At 54.3% G+C, this 16,334-nt stretch carries 21 protein-coding genes; 10 read left to right on the top strand and 11 right to left on the bottom strand.

Annotation, left to right across the window (positions count from 1 at the left end; all coding sequences use genetic code 11):
* Positions 1-3: 3 nt before the first annotated feature.
* From lptA to IAE30_RS06975, 5 genes are read right to left on the bottom strand one after another with little or no spacing between them, the layout of a single operon-like run.
* Positions 4-558, bottom strand: a complete 555-nt coding sequence (gene lptA / locus IAE30_RS06995) for a lipopolysaccharide ABC transporter substrate-binding protein LptA (RefSeq protein ID WP_034826619.1) — start codon at positions 556-558, stop codon at positions 4-6.
* The gene (gene lptC / locus IAE30_RS06990; protein WP_034826617.1) at positions 527-1,105 is read right to left on the bottom strand and encodes an LPS export ABC transporter periplasmic protein LptC; all 579 of its coding nucleotides are present in this window, start codon (positions 1,103-1,105) and stop codon (positions 527-529) included. The genes lptA and lptC overlap by 32 nt, the downstream gene beginning before the upstream one ends.
* A complete protein-coding gene (kdsC, locus tag IAE30_RS06985) occupies positions 1,102-1,668 on the bottom strand; it encodes a 3-deoxy-manno-octulosonate-8-phosphatase KdsC (protein ID WP_200539077.1) in 567 nt (188 codons plus the stop codon). Before kdsC ends, lptC begins: the two co-directional genes overlap by 4 nt.
* Positions 1,669-1,681: 13 nt before the next feature.
* Complete coding sequence (gene kdsD, locus IAE30_RS06980; RefSeq protein ID WP_034826612.1) at positions 1,682-2,662, bottom strand: arabinose-5-phosphate isomerase KdsD; 981 nt, start codon at positions 2,660-2,662, stop codon at positions 1,682-1,684.
* 13 nt (positions 2,663-2,675) lie between these two features.
* Complete coding sequence (locus IAE30_RS06975) at positions 2,676-3,659, bottom strand: calcium/sodium antiporter (protein WP_200539079.1); 984 nt, start codon at positions 3,657-3,659, stop codon at positions 2,676-2,678.
* A 227-nt stretch (positions 3,660-3,886) separates the two neighbouring features.
* On the opposite strand from IAE30_RS06975, the gene mlaF reads away from it, so the two are divergent.
* The 7 genes from mlaF (at position 3,887) to murA (ending at position 8,664) form a co-directional block, all read left to right on the top strand.
* On the top strand, positions 3,887-4,702 hold the full coding sequence (mlaF, locus tag IAE30_RS06970; RefSeq protein ID WP_038649487.1) for a phospholipid ABC transporter ATP-binding protein MlaF: 816 nt from the start codon (positions 3,887-3,889) through the stop codon (positions 4,700-4,702).
* A 4-nt stretch (positions 4,703-4,706) separates the two neighbouring features.
* Positions 4,707-5,489: a lipid asymmetry maintenance ABC transporter permease subunit MlaE gene (gene mlaE, locus IAE30_RS06965; protein WP_034826606.1), complete on the top strand. Its 783-nt coding sequence runs from the start codon at positions 4,707-4,709 to the stop codon at positions 5,487-5,489.
* Positions 5,490-5,493: 4 nt separating this feature from the next.
* A complete protein-coding gene (mlaD, locus tag IAE30_RS06960; protein ID WP_034826604.1) occupies positions 5,494-6,036 on the top strand; it encodes an outer membrane lipid asymmetry maintenance protein MlaD in 543 nt (180 codons plus the stop codon).
* 14 nt (positions 6,037-6,050) lie between these two features.
* Positions 6,051-6,680, top strand: a complete 630-nt coding sequence (mlaC, locus tag IAE30_RS06955; RefSeq protein ID WP_034826602.1) for a phospholipid-binding protein MlaC — start codon at positions 6,051-6,053, stop codon at positions 6,678-6,680.
* Positions 6,681-6,682: 2 nt separating this feature from the next.
* Positions 6,683-6,988 (top strand): lipid asymmetry maintenance protein MlaB, encoded by a 306-nt coding sequence (gene mlaB, locus IAE30_RS06950; protein WP_038649484.1) that lies wholly within the window; start codon positions 6,683-6,685, stop codon positions 6,986-6,988.
* 114 nt (positions 6,989-7,102) lie between these two features.
* The gene (ibaG, locus tag IAE30_RS06945) at positions 7,103-7,360 is read left to right on the top strand and encodes a BolA family iron metabolism protein IbaG (protein WP_021184251.1); all 258 of its coding nucleotides are present in this window, start codon (positions 7,103-7,105) and stop codon (positions 7,358-7,360) included.
* Between the two features lie 44 nt (positions 7,361-7,404).
* On the top strand, positions 7,405-8,664 hold the full coding sequence (murA, locus tag IAE30_RS06940) for a UDP-N-acetylglucosamine 1-carboxyvinyltransferase (RefSeq protein WP_034826598.1): 1,260 nt from the start codon (positions 7,405-7,407) through the stop codon (positions 8,662-8,664).
* A 65-nt stretch (positions 8,665-8,729) separates the two neighbouring features.
* Here murA and IAE30_RS06935 read toward each other — a convergent pair whose 3' ends face one another.
* On the bottom strand, positions 8,730-9,011 hold the full coding sequence (locus IAE30_RS06935; protein WP_045815875.1) for a helix-turn-helix transcriptional regulator: 282 nt from the start codon (positions 9,009-9,011) through the stop codon (positions 8,730-8,732).
* Positions 9,012-9,283: 272 nt separating this feature from the next.
* Positions 9,284-10,255 carry an octaprenyl diphosphate synthase gene (gene ispB / locus IAE30_RS06930; RefSeq protein WP_038649473.1) on the bottom strand — a complete coding sequence of 324 codons (972 nt, stop codon included), beginning with the start codon at positions 10,253-10,255 and terminating at the stop codon, positions 9,284-9,286.
* Positions 10,256-10,509: 254 nt separating this feature from the next.
* Between ispB and rplU the strand changes: the two genes are divergently transcribed.
* The 3 genes from rplU to cgtA all read left to right on the top strand — a co-directional run bounded on the left by rplU (position 10,510) and on the right by cgtA (position 12,519).
* Entirely contained in the window at positions 10,510-10,821 is a 312-nt protein-coding gene (rplU, locus tag IAE30_RS06925; protein WP_034826596.1) for a 50S ribosomal protein L21, read from the top strand.
* A gap of 15 nt (positions 10,822-10,836) precedes the next feature.
* Positions 10,837-11,094 carry a 50S ribosomal protein L27 gene (gene rpmA, locus IAE30_RS06920; protein WP_003851093.1) on the top strand — a complete coding sequence of 86 codons (258 nt, stop codon included), beginning with the start codon at positions 10,837-10,839 and terminating at the stop codon, positions 11,092-11,094.
* A gap of 249 nt (positions 11,095-11,343) precedes the next feature.
* Entirely contained in the window at positions 11,344-12,519 is a 1,176-nt protein-coding gene (cgtA, locus tag IAE30_RS06915; protein ID WP_038649467.1) for an Obg family GTPase CgtA, read from the top strand.
* Positions 12,520-12,661: 142 nt separating this feature from the next.
* Here the strand turns inward: cgtA and IAE30_RS06910 are convergent, their stop codons facing one another.
* The 4 genes from IAE30_RS06910 to IAE30_RS06895 are packed head-to-tail and all read right to left on the bottom strand — an operon-like array spanning position 12,662 to position 16,324.
* Entirely contained in the window at positions 12,662-13,078 is a 417-nt protein-coding gene (locus IAE30_RS06910) for a hotdog fold thioesterase (RefSeq protein ID WP_045815877.1), read from the bottom strand.
* A gap of 1 nt (position 13,079) precedes the next feature.
* Positions 13,080-13,838, bottom strand: coding sequence for a 2,3-dihydro-2,3-dihydroxybenzoate dehydrogenase (dhbA, locus tag IAE30_RS06905; protein WP_038649461.1), 759 nt, complete (start codon positions 13,836-13,838; stop codon positions 13,080-13,082).
* The gene (locus tag IAE30_RS06900; protein ID WP_200678652.1) at positions 13,835-14,689 is read right to left on the bottom strand and encodes an isochorismatase family protein; all 855 of its coding nucleotides are present in this window, start codon (positions 14,687-14,689) and stop codon (positions 13,835-13,837) included. Before IAE30_RS06900 ends, dhbA begins: the two co-directional genes overlap by 4 nt.
* 18 nt (positions 14,690-14,707) lie before the next feature.
* Positions 14,708-16,324 (bottom strand): (2,3-dihydroxybenzoyl)adenylate synthase, encoded by a 1,617-nt coding sequence (locus tag IAE30_RS06895; RefSeq protein ID WP_200678650.1) that lies wholly within the window; start codon positions 16,322-16,324, stop codon positions 14,708-14,710.
* Positions 16,325-16,334: the final 10 nt, after the last annotated feature.

Below are 16,334 nucleotides of genomic sequence, written 5' to 3'. Positions count from 1 at the left end.
CGATCAGTTACTCTTTTTAGGGCTCGTGGACGAGCCGTTTTTGTCCTGCAACTGCGACGGCACCAGTACGGTGGTGACGCGTTTGCTTTCGCCCTGGCTAAACGCCTGCATTTTCTGCTCTTTCACCAGGTAAGTGATGCGATCGCCTTTGATGTTGCTGTCCAGCTGCTGAATGAAGGCATTGCCCGTCAGTTCAACGAAATCGTTCGCCAGCTCATAATGCAGTTTTGAGGCGTGGCCCTGCACGGGTTTGCCGTTATCCTGCATCTGGTAGAAGGTGGCGGGAGCGCCGTAGGCATCCACGATAGTTTTTTTACTGTCGCCACCTGGACGTGTGACCACCACCTTGTCAGCGGTGATTTTGATTGAACCCTGAGTCACGATGACATTGCCGGTAAAGGTCGCCACGTTGCCTTGCAGATCCAGCGCCTGATTCACCGAATCAATATTAACGGGCTTGTCAGAATCGCCCGTCAGGGCCAGCGCGGGCAGGCTGGTCGCCAGTAAGGCGCTCACCAACAACAACTTAAGGCTGTTTTTGTTCATTTTGGATTTCATAGGAAGTTTTGACCTTTTCAAGCAGCTGGGCATTCTTGGTTCGTAAATTGCCGCGCATCTTCATGCCAGTGGAATTAAAACTGCGGCCAAATAGGGTGACTTGATCGTCAGATGTCACATCCTGGGTGACCAGATTAACCTGAGCCGTATCGGTAATAATGCGCTCAAGTTGAGAATCCTGGGTCAGGGTATTCACTTCAACGTGACCGTAAAGATAAAGCATACGATCTTTGGTCAGCTTTGCCTTATCGGCACGTATCGTCCAGGTGGGCACTTTATTTTCATCATACGTGGTTGCAACCGGATTATCGAACCAGCTCACCTCATCTGCCGCAAAGTAAGTCACTTTATCCGAGATCAGTTTGTACGCCAGCGCGCCCGTGGGGTTGTACACCACAGAATGGGACTTCTCGCTGGTATAGGTTGGCTCCTGGCTATTGGTCGCCACCGGCGCTTCGCTATCGTCCTGGTTGGTGAGATTCCAGCCGATCAGCACCAGGGCGATCAAGGCCAAAATCAGCGTTATCCAACGCCTGCTCTTACTCATACTGATTGCCCTTTGGCATCCTCAAATTTGTTCTGCGCCATCAAAATCAGATCGCAGAGTTCACGTACCGCACCACGGCCACCGGCAATGCGGGTGACGAAGTGTGCACGAGGTAATAACACGGGGTGGGCATCGGCGACGGCCACACTCAAACCGGCCTCCGCCATCACTGGCCAGTCGATCAAATCATCGCCGATGTAAGCCACTTGCTCAGCAGATAATGACAGTTTATCCAGGAGTTCACGCCACGCCAAAAGCTTATCTGATTGTCCCTGATAAAGATGCGTAATGCCGAGCGTCTGGCAACGATCTTCCAGCAGCTTCGCTTTGCGGCCAGTAATAATAGCCACTTCGATATCAGAGGTCAGCAGGCAGCGAATACCATAGCCGTCACGGACGTTAAAGGCCTTCAATTCTTCGCCGTTGTTGCCCATGTAAATCACGCCGTCAGACATCACACCGTCGACATCGCAAATCAGTAGGCGAATCCGCGCCGCCCGAGCCATTACATCGGCACTCACCGGGCCATAGCAGGTATCGATCATCGTGGTTTCAACACTCATTCTTTGTTCCTGTTCAAACTACGCCAGCGCGCAGCATGTCATGCATATGTACCACACCGAGCAGACGATCGTCATCGGCGACCAACACCGCAGTGATGTTTTTGTTTTGCATCAGATTCAGTGCGTCGACAGCCAGCATATTCGGGCGCACGCGAATCCCGCCGCGCGTCATCACATCCTGAATGCTGGCTGACTGGAAATCGATCCCCATATCGAAGATGCGGCGTAAGTCGCCATCAGTGAAAATGCCTTCGATTTTCATCAGGTCGTCGACAATCACCGTCAGGCCGAGGTTTTTGCGCGTAATTTCCAGCAGCGCATCCCGCAGCGACGCATCGCGGCTGACGTGTGGGATCTCGTCACCACTGTGCATAATATCGCTCACGTGTAGCAGCAGTTTGCGGCCCAGTGCGCCACCGGGATGCGACAGCGCGAAGTCTTCCTGCGTAAAGCCGCGTGCTTCCAGCAGCGCAACCGCCAGCGCATCGCCCATCACCAGCGTGGCGGTAGTACTGGAGGTCGGTGCCAGACCGAGCGGGCACGCTTCCTGTGGAACCTTCACGCATAAATGCACGTCAGCGGCACGCCCCATGGCACTCTCCGGACGACTGGTGAGGCAAATCAACGGCACTTTCTGTCGCTTGAGGACCGGGATGAGGGCCAGAATTTCGTTCGACTCGCCACTATTAGAGATAGCGATCACCACGTCGTTAGCTGTCACCATGCCGAGGTCACCATGGCTGGCTTCACCAGGATGAACAAAGAACGAAGACGTGCCGGTGCTGGCGAAAGTCGCTGCCATTTTTGCACCAATATGACCGGATTTGCCCATGCCCATCACCACCACTTTTCCACGGCAGGCAATGATCATTTCGCAGGCGCGGCTAAAGTCGGCGTTAATATACTGATCGAGCTGCTCCAGCCCTTCGCGTTCGATGCGCAGTACCGCTTTACCTGCCTGTTGGTAATCAAAAACCGGTTGCTGATGTGACATGGTCAGTCCGTCCTTAATAACTTGTGATGAGCGCAGGGCTGAGCCACAGCCACAGAACCCACGCAATAAATCCCGATAACAAAAGAGAGCCCGCTATGCGGCCAATCCGGCGTTTGCGTAACAGGCAGAGTAGGGCGAACAGCACGCTGACACCTAACATCACCCAGTAATCTCGTGCGAAAGCGTGTGCATCAACGCTGCCGGGGTGCACCAGCGCGGGCAGGCCCAGCACAATGGCCAGATTAAAGATATTAGCGCCAATCAGGTTACCGATAGCGATATCGTCTTCACCTTTCAATGCACCCGCCAGTACGGTAGCCAGTTCAGGCAGGCTGGTGCCCACGGCAATCAACGTCAGACCCATGACCAGCTCGCTGACACCAAAATAGTCGGCAAACACGGTGGCATTATCGATCACCATCCGCGTCGACATCGGCAGAATAATCAGCGCCACCGCCAGCCACAGAAAGGCCACGGTATTACCAGCTTCATCGCGCGGCAGCTCAGCCAATTGTTCGCGCGTTAACGTGTCGTTGTTATCCCGTTCTGCGCGGCGGGCGATGCGAATGGCGATCAGCAGATAACCCAACGCAATCAGCAGCAGCGCGATGCCATCAAGTCGACTAAGGTGATTATCAAACAACATGATGCCACTCAGCAGTGAGACCAGCAGCATCAGGGGGAGTTCGCGCCGAATCAGATTGGAGTGCACTGTCAATGGGTGCAAAAGTGCGGCACCGCCGAGGATCAGCAGAATATTGGTAATGTTTGAGCCCAGTGCCGTCCCTACAGCTAAATCCATTTGCCCATGCTGCGCTGCAGAAAAAGAAACGATCAGTTCGGGTAACGATGTGCCAATGCTTACCACTGTCATGCCGATGATCAGCGGAGGAATGCCGAAGGATCGACACAGGATCGCGGCACTGAAAACCAGACGGTCAGCACCGTAAGCCAGTAAAATCAATCCAATAAACAGCAGGGCAGTGGCTACGAACATGAAAAATCCTTGATGGATAGGTGTGTCGGCAAACCTTGTCCGACAGGTAAATACATTGCGCGCGCGGAAACAGGCGCTGATTTTGACTGTCTGAGAGGCAAAAGTAAATTTTAAGGCCGTTTTCGCCACACCTGACGGGTAAGTTTCTGTAAAACTATCGTGCATTGTGGTCTACCAGGCTACCATCCACGACTTTGATTACGCCCGATCCGCATAAAGAGGTAACGATGATCCAGCAAAAAACGAATCTGGTTGAGGTTCGTGGCGTCAGCTTCACTCGCGGAGACCGCGTCATCTTTGATGACATTTCGCTTACCGTGCCAGCGGGTAAAGTGACCGCTATTATGGGGCCATCCGGGATTGGAAAAACCACGCTGCTGCGCCTGATTGGTGGTCAGTTGCAACCGGATAATGGGGAAATCTGGTTCCGTGACCAGAATATCCCGACGCTTTCCCGCACTAAATTGTATGAAGTGCGAAAAAAAATGAGCATGTTGTTCCAGTCGGGTGCACTTTTTACCGATCTTAACGTCTTTGATAACGTTGCCTGGCCATTGCGTGAGCACACACAGTTACCGCCGGAATTGCTGCACAGCACGGTGATGATGAAGCTGGAAGCAGTCGGCCTGCGCGGTGCAGCCAAACTGATGCCGGCCGAGCTCTCTGGTGGTATGGCGCGCCGTGCCGCACTGGCGCGCGCGATTGCGCTGGAGCCGGACCTGATCATGTTCGATGAGCCCTTTGTCGGCCAGGATCCGATTACCATGGGCGTGCTGGTGAAATTGATCGATGAATTGAACCACTCGTTAGGTGTGACCTGCATTGTGGTTTCACACGATGTGCCAGAGGTCTTGAGCATTGCTGACCATGCCTATATTGTTGCCGGTCAAAAGATTATTGCCCAGGGCAGCGCGCCGGAGTTGCGGGAAAATCCCGATCCGCGCGTGCGCCAGTTTATTGAGGGTCATGCGGACGGTCCAGTGCCATTCCGCTTCGCTGCCGGGGATTACCTCAGCGATCTGACTCGTGCAGGGAGAACGTAAACTGATGTTGCTAAAGGCGCTGGCGTCACTTGGACGTCAGGGAATTAATACTTGCGCGGCGTTTGGCCGTGCAGGCTTGATGCTGTTTCATGCGCTAGTGGGTAAACCCGCTTTCCGTCGCCACGCGCCACTGCTGGTAAAACAGCTGTACAGCGTGGGTGTGCTGTCGCTGCTGATCATCGTGGTCTCGGGTTTATTCATTGGTATGGTGCTGGGCCTGCAGGGTTATCTGGTGCTGACGACCTACAGCGCTGAAACCAGTCTCGGCATGCTGGTGGCCTTATCGCTGCTACGTGAACTGGGTCCCGTGGTCACGGCATTGCTGTTTGCAGGACGTGCGGGTTCAGCCCTGACGGCAGAGATTGGTTTGATGAAAGCCACCGAACAGCTCTCCAGTATGGAAATGATGGCCGTTGATCCGCTGCGTCGCGTGGTTTCGCCGCGCTTCTGGGCAGGGTTTATCAGCATGCCGCTGCTAGCCTTGATCTTTACGGCAGTCGGTATTGCCGGTGGGGCGTTGGTGGGCGTGGGATGGAAAGGCATCGATCCTGGCTTCTTCTGGTCAGCGATGCAAAATGCCGTGGATTTCCGCACCGATGTCATCAACTGCATCATTAAAAGCGCAGTCTTTGCCGTGACGGTAACCTGGATTGCGCTGTTCAATGGCTATGATGCCATCCCGACCTCGGAAGGGATTAGTCGGGCGACAACGCGTACCGTAGTGCATGCTTCACTGGCGGTACTCGGTTTGGACTTTGTGCTGACAGCACTGATGTTTGGGAATTGATGCAATGCAAAGCAAGAAAAACGAAATCTGGGTTGGCGTCTTCATGCTGGCAGCACTGTTGGCACTGTTATTCCTCAGCCTGCGCGTGGCCGATCTCAAGTCACTTGGCACCGAACCGACATGGAAGCTGTATGCCACTTTCGATAATATTGGCGGCCTAAAAGTCAGCTCACCGGTGAAAATTGGTGGTGTGGTGATTGGTCGTGTCACGGATATTTCGCTGGATGATAAAACGCTGTCGCCGCGTGTCACCATGGACATCAGCGATCAATATGCCGACAAAATCCCGGACACCAGCTCGCTGGCCATTCGCACGCAAGGTCTGCTGGGTGAACAGTTCCTCGCACTGAATTTAGGCTTTGATGATCCAGAACTGGGTTCGGCTATGCTGAAAGATGGCGGCACGTTGCGTGACACCAAATCCGCGATGGTGCTGGAAGATTTGATCGGCCAGTTCCTCTACAAGAGCGGCGATAACAAAAACGATAATCAAAAGCAGGGCACCGAGAGTGCGCCTGCTCCGGCAGCACCTGCTACAACGGAATAGAGAGGTAAAACACGATGTTTAAACGTTTCCTGATGATTGCCATGCTGGCGATTGTGCCGCTGGCGGCCAATGCAGCGGATCAGAGCGATCCTTATAAACTGATGAATGAAGCGGCGGCGAAGACCTTCACCCGCTTGAAAAACGAGCAACCTAAAATCAAGCAGGATCCTAACTATCTGCGTGAGGTAGTGCGTCAGGAGTTGCTGCCGTATGTACAGATCAAGTACGCGGGTGCGCTGGTGCTGGGCCGCTATTATCGTGAAGCAACGCCCGCGCAACGCGACGCTTACTTTGCCGCATTTGGCGATTATCTGGCGCAGGCTTATGGCCAGGCGCTGGCGCTGTACCATGGCCAAACCTACCAGATTCAGCAACCGCAGCCGATTGGCGATGCGAATATCGTGGCGATTCGCGTGACTATTTTGGATCCGAACGGCCGTCCGCCTGTGCGTCTTGATTTCCAGTGGCGCAAGAACAGCCAGACCGGCAACTGGCAGGCCTATGATATGGTGGCTGAAGGCATCAGTATGATCACCACCAAACAAAATGAGTGGAGTGATTTGCTGCGTACCAAGGGCATTGATGGTCTGACCGCGCAGTTGAAGACCTACGCAGCACAGCCTATCACTCTGGATAAACAGTAAGCATGAGCGAACCGTTACGCTGGCAGCGCAATGCCAGCACGCTATCTTTAAGCGGCATGTTGGATCGCGATACCCTGCTGTCATTGTGGCATGACCGTGAAACCGCCATGGTGGATGTCGCGACCATTGATGTCGCGGCGCTGGAGCGAGTGGATTCAGCGGGGCTGGCTTTGTTAGTCCATCTTCGCGAGATCGCGCGGGCACAAGGTAGCACGCCAGTTTTCACCGGTATCAACGACAAACTCCAGTCATTAATTGCGCTGTATAACCTACAGCAGATTATTGTTTCTGCGGAAAAAATCGCCTGATTACGTTGTCATCGCCAAAAGCCCCTGATTTATTCAGGGGCTTTTGCGTATTTAAGAGTCAGGCGCTTTCCTCTAAGATATCCGCCTTATTATTATTAAGTGAAGCAAAGAGCGATGGAAAATAGTGAAGTTCAAGCCGTGCTGATGCAGGCGCTGCCATTAGATGAAGTACATGTTCTCAGCAACGACGGCAGTCATTTTCAGGTGATCGCGGTGGGTGAGATGTTCGGTGAACTGAGCCGTGTGAAAAAACAGCAGGCTGTTTATGCGCCGCTGATGGAATACATTGCGGATAACCGTATTCATGCGGTTTCCATTAAAACTTATACCCCAGCCGAGTGGGCGCGCGACCGTAAACTCAACGGTTTCTAAGTATCTCGCCGGTTGATTTGTTGATAGATAATTGAGAGCCGTTAATGGACAAATTTCGTGTGCAAGGCCCCACCCGTTTAAGTGGTGAAGTGACCATTTCCGGGGCGAAGAATGCTGCGCTGCCAATTCTGTTTGCTGCGCTGCTGGCAGAAGAGCCGGTTGAAATTCAGAACGTGCCGAAGCTGCGTGATATCGATACCACCATGAAGCTGCTGAATTTGCTGGGTGCGCGCGTTGAGCGTAATGGTTCGGTTCACGTTGATGCTCGCGAAGTTAATGTCTTCAGCGCGCCGTATGATCTGGTGAAAACCATGCGTGCCTCGATTTGGGCACTGGGTCCGCTGGTGGCGCGTTTTGGTCAGGGTCAGGTTTCATTGCCAGGCGGCTGTGCTATTGGTGCACGTCCGGTTGATCTGCACATCACTGGCCTTGAGCAACTGGGTGCGGAAATTAAACTGGAAGAAGGTTATGTCAAAGCTTCCGTTAATGGCCGCCTGAAAGGCGCGCATATCGTCATGGACAAAGTCAGCGTTGGCGCGACCGTGACCATCATGAGTGCGGCAACGCTTGCCACTGGCACGACCATTATTGAAAACGCCGCTCGTGAGCCGGAAATTGTCGATACGGCAAACTTCCTCAACACGCTGGGCGCAAAAATCAGCGGTGCAGGCACAGATAAAATCACCATCGAGGGCGTAGAACGTCTGGGTGGCGGTGTGTATCGCGTTCTGCCGGATCGTATCGAAACCGGTACCTTCCTGGTCGCTGCTGCGATTTCCCGCGGTAAAGTGGTGTGCCATAAAGCCCAGCCCGATACGCTGGATGCGGTACTCGCAAAACTGCGTGATGCGGGTGCCGAGATTGAAACCGGTGAAGACTGGATCAGCCTCGATATGCACGGTAAGCGCCCTAAGGCGGTTAACGTCCGTACTGCACCACACCCAGGTTTCCCAACCGACATGCAGGCACAGTTCACCTTGCTGAACATGGTGGCGGAAGGCACTGGCGTGATCACCGAAACCATCTTCGAAAACCGTTTCATGCACATCCCTGAGCTGATTCGTATGGGCGGTCACGCGGAAATCGAAAGCAACACTGCGATTTGCCACGGTGTTGAGGCGCTGTCGGGTGCACAAGTGATGGCAACCGACCTGCGCGCTTCTGCGAGCCTGGTACTGGCCGGTTGCATCGCGGAAGGCACTACCATTGTGGACCGTATTTATCATATCGACCGTGGCTATGAGCACATCGAAGATAAACTGAAGGCCATGGGTGCCAATATCGAGCGCGTCAGCGGCGAATAACACAGATCTCGCACGCGAAGAAAACCAGTCACGGCAGCGTGGCTGGTTTTTTTATGCCAAAGATCTCAGATCTCCTGACGAACCCTGGGAGATCGAATACGTTTTTTGCGATCCAGCAAGCGCGATGTAATAGGATCATAATAGCGAGTTGGCCAGATCTCGGCGGGATGAACACCGATCGCTTCAGCGATCAACCACTCTCCTTTGGGCCAGGGGCGGGAAAGTGCGTTGGAGAGTGTGGACGAGTTCAGCCCCGAATTGCGTGACAATTCAGCCATTGAAGTGCCTTTTTTACGCAGTGCTGCAATCACATCTGCGGGATGCCAATCCTGTTTCCTTGCTTTCATAACGTCCTGCTCCTTGTCCATGTTATTGCGTTGTCTCTGCCGCAGCGAGCGTATCCAATGCAGAGATATTAGGAAAAAACAAAAACCTTATAGCAAATAATTTCCATAAGCTTCCAGTAATTGTTTTGGCCTCGCATTAAACTGAGCTCTCTTTCGCAAAAGCGCTGCAAGGAATGTAATGGGCAGTCAGGTGAAGGGCTGGGAAGTAAAGCAGGGGGAGAAAACGGGTGAGGCAGGAAAGAAAACGGGGCCAGGCTGCCCCGTAATGACAATCAGAAATCACGCTGCACTGACATGTGGGCCAATGCTTCGAGTGCGCTCCGCCACGGTGTTTCTGGCAGGGCCTGCAGGGCAGCAATGGCTTTATCCGCCTCTTCTTCAGCGCGTTTGCGCGTCCATTCCAGCGAGCCAGTTTGTTGCATGGCATCCAGTACCGGTTCCAGCAGATGGCGACCGTTACCTTCTTCGATTGCTTTGCGGATCATCTGAGCTTGCTCTGGCGTGCCGTTGTGCATGGCATGCAGCAGCGGCAGCGTCGGCTTGCCTTCACTCAGGTCATCACCGGTATTTTTACCCAGGGTTTCGCCATCCGCACTGTAATCCAGCAAATCGTCAATTAACTGGAAAGCGGTACCCAGATAGCGACCATAATCCTGCAGCGCTTTTTCCTGCGCCGGCGTGGCTTCAGCCAGAATCGCGGAGGCTTGAGAAGCCGCTTCAAACAGGCGCGCGGTCTTACTGTAGATGACGCGCATGTAGCTCTCTTCAGTGATATCGGGATCGTTGCAGTTCATCAGCTGCAGCACTTCACCTTCCGCAATCACGTTTACTGCTTCGGACATCAGCGCGAGGATCTTTAAGGATCCCATGCTGGTCATCATCTGAAACGCGCGGGTGTAGATGAAATCCCCCACTAGCACACTGGCAGCATTGCCGAACGCGGCATTGGCAGTGGCTTTGCCACGGCGCATATCGGATTCATCCACCACATCATCGTGCAGCAGAGTCGCTGTGTGGATAAATTCGATCAGCGCCGCATTGGTGACATGCAGCGATCCCTGATAGTTCAGCGCACGTGCCGAGAGCACCGCGATCATAGGCCGGATACGTTTGCCTCCGCCGCTGATGATGTAATAACCCAACTGATTAATCAGTGAGACATCTGAATTCAGCTGGTCGAGGATGGTCTGGTTGACGGCCGCCATGTCCTGCGCGGTTAATTCATTAATCTGTTCTAAGTTCATTCGTCTGTTCAGCTTTGACTCGTATTTTGCATGGTAAGCGCTTTTACCCAGCGTGAGTTCAGGTAATCTGTTACTGATTGTACTTGAAAAATCGGGCTGAGAAACGTTTGCATTCGTCCTGCGCTTTTTTTCTGCAAGAGAGTGCAAAGTGCACTTGTCTTCTGCTGGAGATTTGCGTAGAATTCGCGCCCTATTGTGAATATTTATCGCGCCGCCTGATGAATAGAAAGGCATGCGCAGAAGCGGAGTTTTATATGTACGCGGTTTTCCAAAGTGGTGGTAAACAACACCGAGTAAGCGAAGGTCAGACCGTTCGCTTGGAAAAGCTGGACATCGCAACCGGCGAAACCATTGAGTTCGACCAGGTTCTGATGATTGCAAATGGCGAAGACGTGCAAATCGGCGCGCCACTGGTATCAGGCGGTGTGATCAAGGCAGAAGTTGTTGCTCACGGTCGTGGCGAGAAAGTTAAGATTGTTAAGTTTCGTCGTCGTAAACACTACCGTAAGCAAGCTGGTCACCGTCAGTGGTTCACTGATGTGAAAATCACTGTGATCGGCGCGTAAGAGGAGATCTGACAAATGGCACATAAAAAGGCTGGTGGCTCGACTCGTAACGGTCGCGACTCCAATGCAAAACGTCTGGGTGTTAAGCGTTTCGGTGGTGAATCTGTTCTGGCAGGTAGCATCATCGTTCGTCAGCGTGGCACCAAATTCCACGCAGGTACCAATGTAGGTTGTGGTCGTGACCACACCCTGTTTGCTACCGCAGACGGTAAAGTACAATTCGAAGTTAAAGGTCCTAACAACCGTAAGTACATCAGCATCGTTGCTGAGTAAGGTTGTTGTGACGCAGACGGTTAACGTCTGAACACACGAATTGAAGGCCCCGCAGCTTTGCGGGGCTTTTTACATTCTGCCGCAGGTTGCGGGATTCCCTCTGACCAAAACGCGCAGTTTGCTGTACAATTTATGTACTCCTGGCTTTGCCAGTCTTGTATTATCCGCCGCCGGTCAGCGCAGAAGACCCTGGCGGACCCGTTTGCTGTGCTTTAGTCGCCGCGAACGATAGCGTGACGGAGAAATAAAATGAAGTTTGTAGATGAAGCGACGATCCTTGCGGTCGCAGGCGATGGCGGTAATGGTTGCGTAAGCTTCCGCCGCGAGAAATACATTCCACGCGGTGGCCCGGACGGCGGCGACGGCGGTGACGGCGGTGATGTTTACCTGCTGGCGGATGAAAACCTGAATACCCTGATCGATTATCGCTTCGAGAAATCTTTCCGCGCCGAACGTGGCCAAAATGGCCAGAGCCGTGATTGCACCGGTAAACGCGGCAAAGACATCATTATCAAGGTGCCTGTTGGTACTCGCGTGATTGACCAGGGGACTGGCGAAACGCTGGGTGACATGACGCGCCACGAGCAGAAGCTGATGGTCGCAAAAGGCGGCTGGCACGGCTTGGGCAATACGCGTTTTAAATCCTCCGTTAACCGTTCCCCACGTCAGAAGACCATGGGTACGCCGGGCGAGAAACGCGACCTGCAGCTGGAGCTGATGCTGCTGGCTGATGTCGGTATGCTTGGCCTGCCAAATGCCGGTAAATCGACCTTTATTCGCTCCGTGTCTGCGGCTAAACCGAAAGTGGCGGATTATCCATTTACCACTTTGGTGCCAAGCCTCGGCGTGGTGCGCATGGACAACGAAAAGAGCTTCGTCGTCGCGGATATCCCGGGCCTGATTGAAGGCGCAGCGGATGGTGCCGGTCTGGGCATTCGCTTCCTGAAGCACCTTGAGCGTTGCCGTGTACTGTTGCACCTGATTGACCTTGCGCCGATCGATGAATCCGATCCGGTTGAGAACGCCCGCATCATCCTGGGTGAACTGGAAAAATACAGCGAGAAGCTGTTCCAGAAGCCACGCTGGCTGGTGTTTAACAAATGTGACCTGCTGGACCGTGAAGAAGCAGAAAACCGCGCTAAAGCGGTTGTGGAAGCATTGGGCTGGGAAGACAAATACTATCTGATTTCTGCGGCCAGCCATGATGGCGTGAAAGATCTTTGCTGGGACGTGATGACCTTCATCATCGAGAACCCGAAAGAAGCGGAAGAAGAAGCGAAAGAGCCGGAGAAAGTGGCCTTCATGTGGGATGACTATCACCGCGAAGCCATGGAAACCGCTCAGGAAGTGGAAGAAGATGACGATTGGGATGACGACTGGGACGAGGAGGACGACGAAGGCGTCGAAATCATTTACCAGCGTTAATCGCCAAAGAGAAAGCGGCCAATTGGCCGCTTTTTTTATGGCTGCTGAGTGCCCATTTTCATCTCCCGATGAAAGGGCATCGTGTTCAGCAATCCGGCGCGATTTTTCTCACCCCCTGGAATAAGGGGGCCGTCGCGGAAAATTACCCCAGCACCGCCACCGTCAATCGCGATGTGCAGCACAGCTGATCGCGTCCATTGCGAATCTCTATTTCCCAACTCTGGTTGCGTGCGCCAAGATGCAAAGGACGGCAGATGCCGCGGACTTCACCGCTGCTCACCGCGCGATGGTGGCTGGCACTGACCTCAATCCCCACCACACTTTTGCCCTCTTCCACACTCAGATAACCGGCAATCGATCCCATCGATTCCGCCAGCACCACTGACGCACCGCCGTGCAGCAGGCCAAACGGCTGCTGCGTGCGGGTGTCCACTGGCATAGTGGCCTCAAGGTAATCGTCGCCAATCACCGTGAACACGATGCCGATGTGCGACACCAGCGAGTTATCACCCAGGGTATTTAAGGTTGCCAGATCAACCGATCGTTTCCAGATTGCCATATCAGGATCCCAGCGTTGCGCCACCGTCGACCACAATATCCTGCAGTACCACGTGGCTGGCAAGATCCGAGGCAAGGAACAGGACGTTGTTCACGATCTCTTGCGGTTTCGCGATCTTACGCAGTGGGATCCCCAGCTTATATTGATCCGGGAAGCCGTTGATCATCTCCTGCTCTGCTTCCGGCGTGTGCCACAGGCTACGTTGCATGTCGGTATCGGTTGAACCCGGTGAAACGATGTTGCAGCGCACGCCAAACGGTGCCATTTCCAGACCGACGGTCAGGCACAGGCTACGCAGTGCCGCTTTGGAAGCGCCATAAGCGGACATCCCCAGGCGTGGCGCATGAGCGGCGTTGGAGGCGATGGTGACAATCGCTCCTGCGCTCTGCTGGCGGAACACCGGCAGCGTCTGCTGGAACATATTGAAGGCGCCGCCAGCGTTCACCGCCAGACACGCCTGCCAGTCTTCGAATGCGAGTGCTTCGGTGCTGCCGACGCGCAGGATCCCGGCGCCGTTGACCAGCACATCCAGACGAGGCTGCTCAGTCAGCAGGCGCTGACAAACTTCTTTCACCTCCGCCGCATTCGCTACATCCAAAACCTGCGTGGCAAACGGGTAGTCGGGCTGATCAAAACGCAGATCGAAGCCGATCACCTGTGCGCCGGCCTGATGGAATGCCAGCGCCGTGTGGTAACCAATGCCTTTACCCGCACCGGTTACCCAGACGAATTTTCCGTTAAAGTCGAAAGAGGCACTCATTTGGCAGGCGTCCGTGACAGCAGAGCCCACCAGCCATCAATGCTAGGATTTTTCGCCAGGCTAACGAAATCGATATCGTTGTGCACCTGGCGCCAGCGCGCTGCCAGCGCCATCACGCGCACGGAATCCAGACCGTAGTCGATCAGATTCTCATCATCTTCCGGCACATCGTCATCTTCCAGCAGCGGCAGAATCAGCGCACGCAGATCATCTTTGCTTAGCGGCAGCGGCATGAGATCGGCGGTCATCACCACTTTGCCACTACGGCCAGCAGTGTAAGTCAGCGCCATCATGTGCTCTTCGCGGCTAAAATCGGCCAGCGCATCTGCCACCATAAACGGCTGGATATTACGCATAAAGGCGTCAGTGGCGGTGGTCAGACAGCCGATGTGGGCATAAACGCCGGTGATGATCAGCTGATCGCGGCCCATCTCTTGCAGGATCGATTCCAGCGGCGAACGCACAAAGGCGCTGTAGCGCCATTTGGTCAACACCTGATCGTCCTGATCTGGCGCCAGTGCATCCACGATCTTCTGTTGATCCGGATGCTTATTCAGGCCCGGCCCCCACATGTCGTTAAGCAATGCGCGATCGGCATCGCTCTGCTCATTAGGCTGCGCGGTGTAAAACACCGGAATACCCTGCGCTTTGCAGTAGGCACGCAGGCGCGCAATGTTTTCGACGACCTGGTCGATCAGCGGGCTGTTCTCGCCCCAGAAATTCAGGAAATAAGCCTGCATATCATGGATGAGCAGCGCAGCGCGCTGTGGCTCTACGCTCCATTTCACTTTATTGGTCGACAGTTCAGTGGCGGCAGGCAGCGCGTAAGAATTGAGTTTTGGAATAGCCATTATTATCTCCGGAACAGGTCAGGCTTGCGCTTGTTGGTCAGCAAGCTGTTGGCGTAAACGTTTTTTATCCACCTTGCCAACCGGGGTCAGCGGCAGGGCATCTACGCAGGTAATACGATCGGGTAATTTAAACTCGGCGACACCGAGATCGCGCAGATGGCGACGCAGTGCTACCGCTTTGATCGGCTGACTGGCAACGATAAAGGCGCAGCTCTTTTCGCCCATCAGTTCATCATTCATCGACACGAGCGCAGCGTGGATCACGTCCGGATGACGCTGCAGCAGATTCTCGATCTCTTCTGCGGCGATCTTCTCGCCACCCCGGTTGATCTGATCTTTCTCTCGGCCCTGCACGGTGATGTAGCCCTGAGGATTGATCTCAATCAGATCGCCAGAACAGTAAAAACCATTAGCATCGAAGCTGGCCGCGTTGTGCTCCGGGCTTTTATAGTAACCACGGAAGGTGTACGGACCGCGTGTCATCAGGCGGCCTACCGTGCCGTGCGGCAGCGGATTACCCTGTTCGTCGGCCACCCACACTTCGTCATCTTCAGAAATCGGTCGGCCCTGAGTGGTCAGCACGATTTTCTCGTCATCGCCAAAGCGGGTGTAGTTCACCAGGCCTTCGGCCATGCCAAACACCTGCTGTAATTGGCAGCCAATTTCGCTCTGGATGCGTGCCGCCAGGGTTTCGCCGAGCTTCGCGCCGCCGACCTGAATCCGCTGCAGCGAAGCCAGCTGCTTGTTGCTACCCCATTCCTGAATCGCCTGCAGCCACAGGCTCACTGCGGGTGGCACCAGACCGGTATCGGTGACCTGATGCTTCTCAATCAGCGGGAAGCAGAGCGTGGCGCTTGGGTCAGCGGCAAGAATCACCTGGCCCCCTGCATAAAACACACCGAGTGAACCCGGTGAGCTCATGGCGAAGTTATGCGGTGCGGGCAGGGCGATCAGATAGCGCGTGTCAGCCGTGACTTCGCAGATCTCATCACTGGCGCGAATACTGTAATAGTAATCATTGTGCGTGCGTGGGATCAGCTTCGGCGTACCGGTGCTGCCACCGGAGAGCTGGAAAAACGCCACTTCATCGGCAGCAGTTGGCGTTGGCTGGTAATCGCCTGCCGCTTCCGCCATCAGGGCTTCGAGGGTGTTTTCTTTATCACCGTCATGGCACAGAATCACCTGCTGCAGAGAGGGCTGTGCCGCACAGAGCGAACCAATAAAGGTGTCGTCGGCAAACAGTGCGTGACGGCGATCGGCAATTAACAGCTTAGGCTCAATCTGCGTGGCGTAGGCAGTCAGCTCCGTGCGCTGATGGCTATACAGCGCGAAGACGGATGCCACGCCCAGTTTAAACAGCGCAAAGACCGTGACGTAAAACTCCGCCACGTTGCCTAGCTGCACTAACGCAGTATCACCCTGTTGCAGGCCACGGCGCTGCAGGGCCGCCGCGAGGTTATCGGTTAGTTGATTCAGCTCGCGATAGCTGATTTGACGATCGCCGTCGATGACCGCGAAGGCATCATTCTCTTGATGCCGCGCCAGGATATCGGTCATTGGCACATCGAGCCAATAGCCTTTTTCGCGATAGCGCGCAGCCAAATCTTCAGGCCAACGGGTATAGGGAATGCTCATGCTCTTTCCT

The sequence above is a fragment of the Pantoea sp. S61 genome, from assembly GCF_016625145.1.
In the GTDB taxonomy this organism is placed as follows: Bacteria; Pseudomonadota; Gammaproteobacteria; order Enterobacterales; family Enterobacteriaceae; genus Pantoea; species Pantoea rwandensis_B.
The sequence above is the reverse complement of the archived record's forward strand: the minus strand, read 5'-3'. Positions and strand labels throughout refer to the sequence as shown.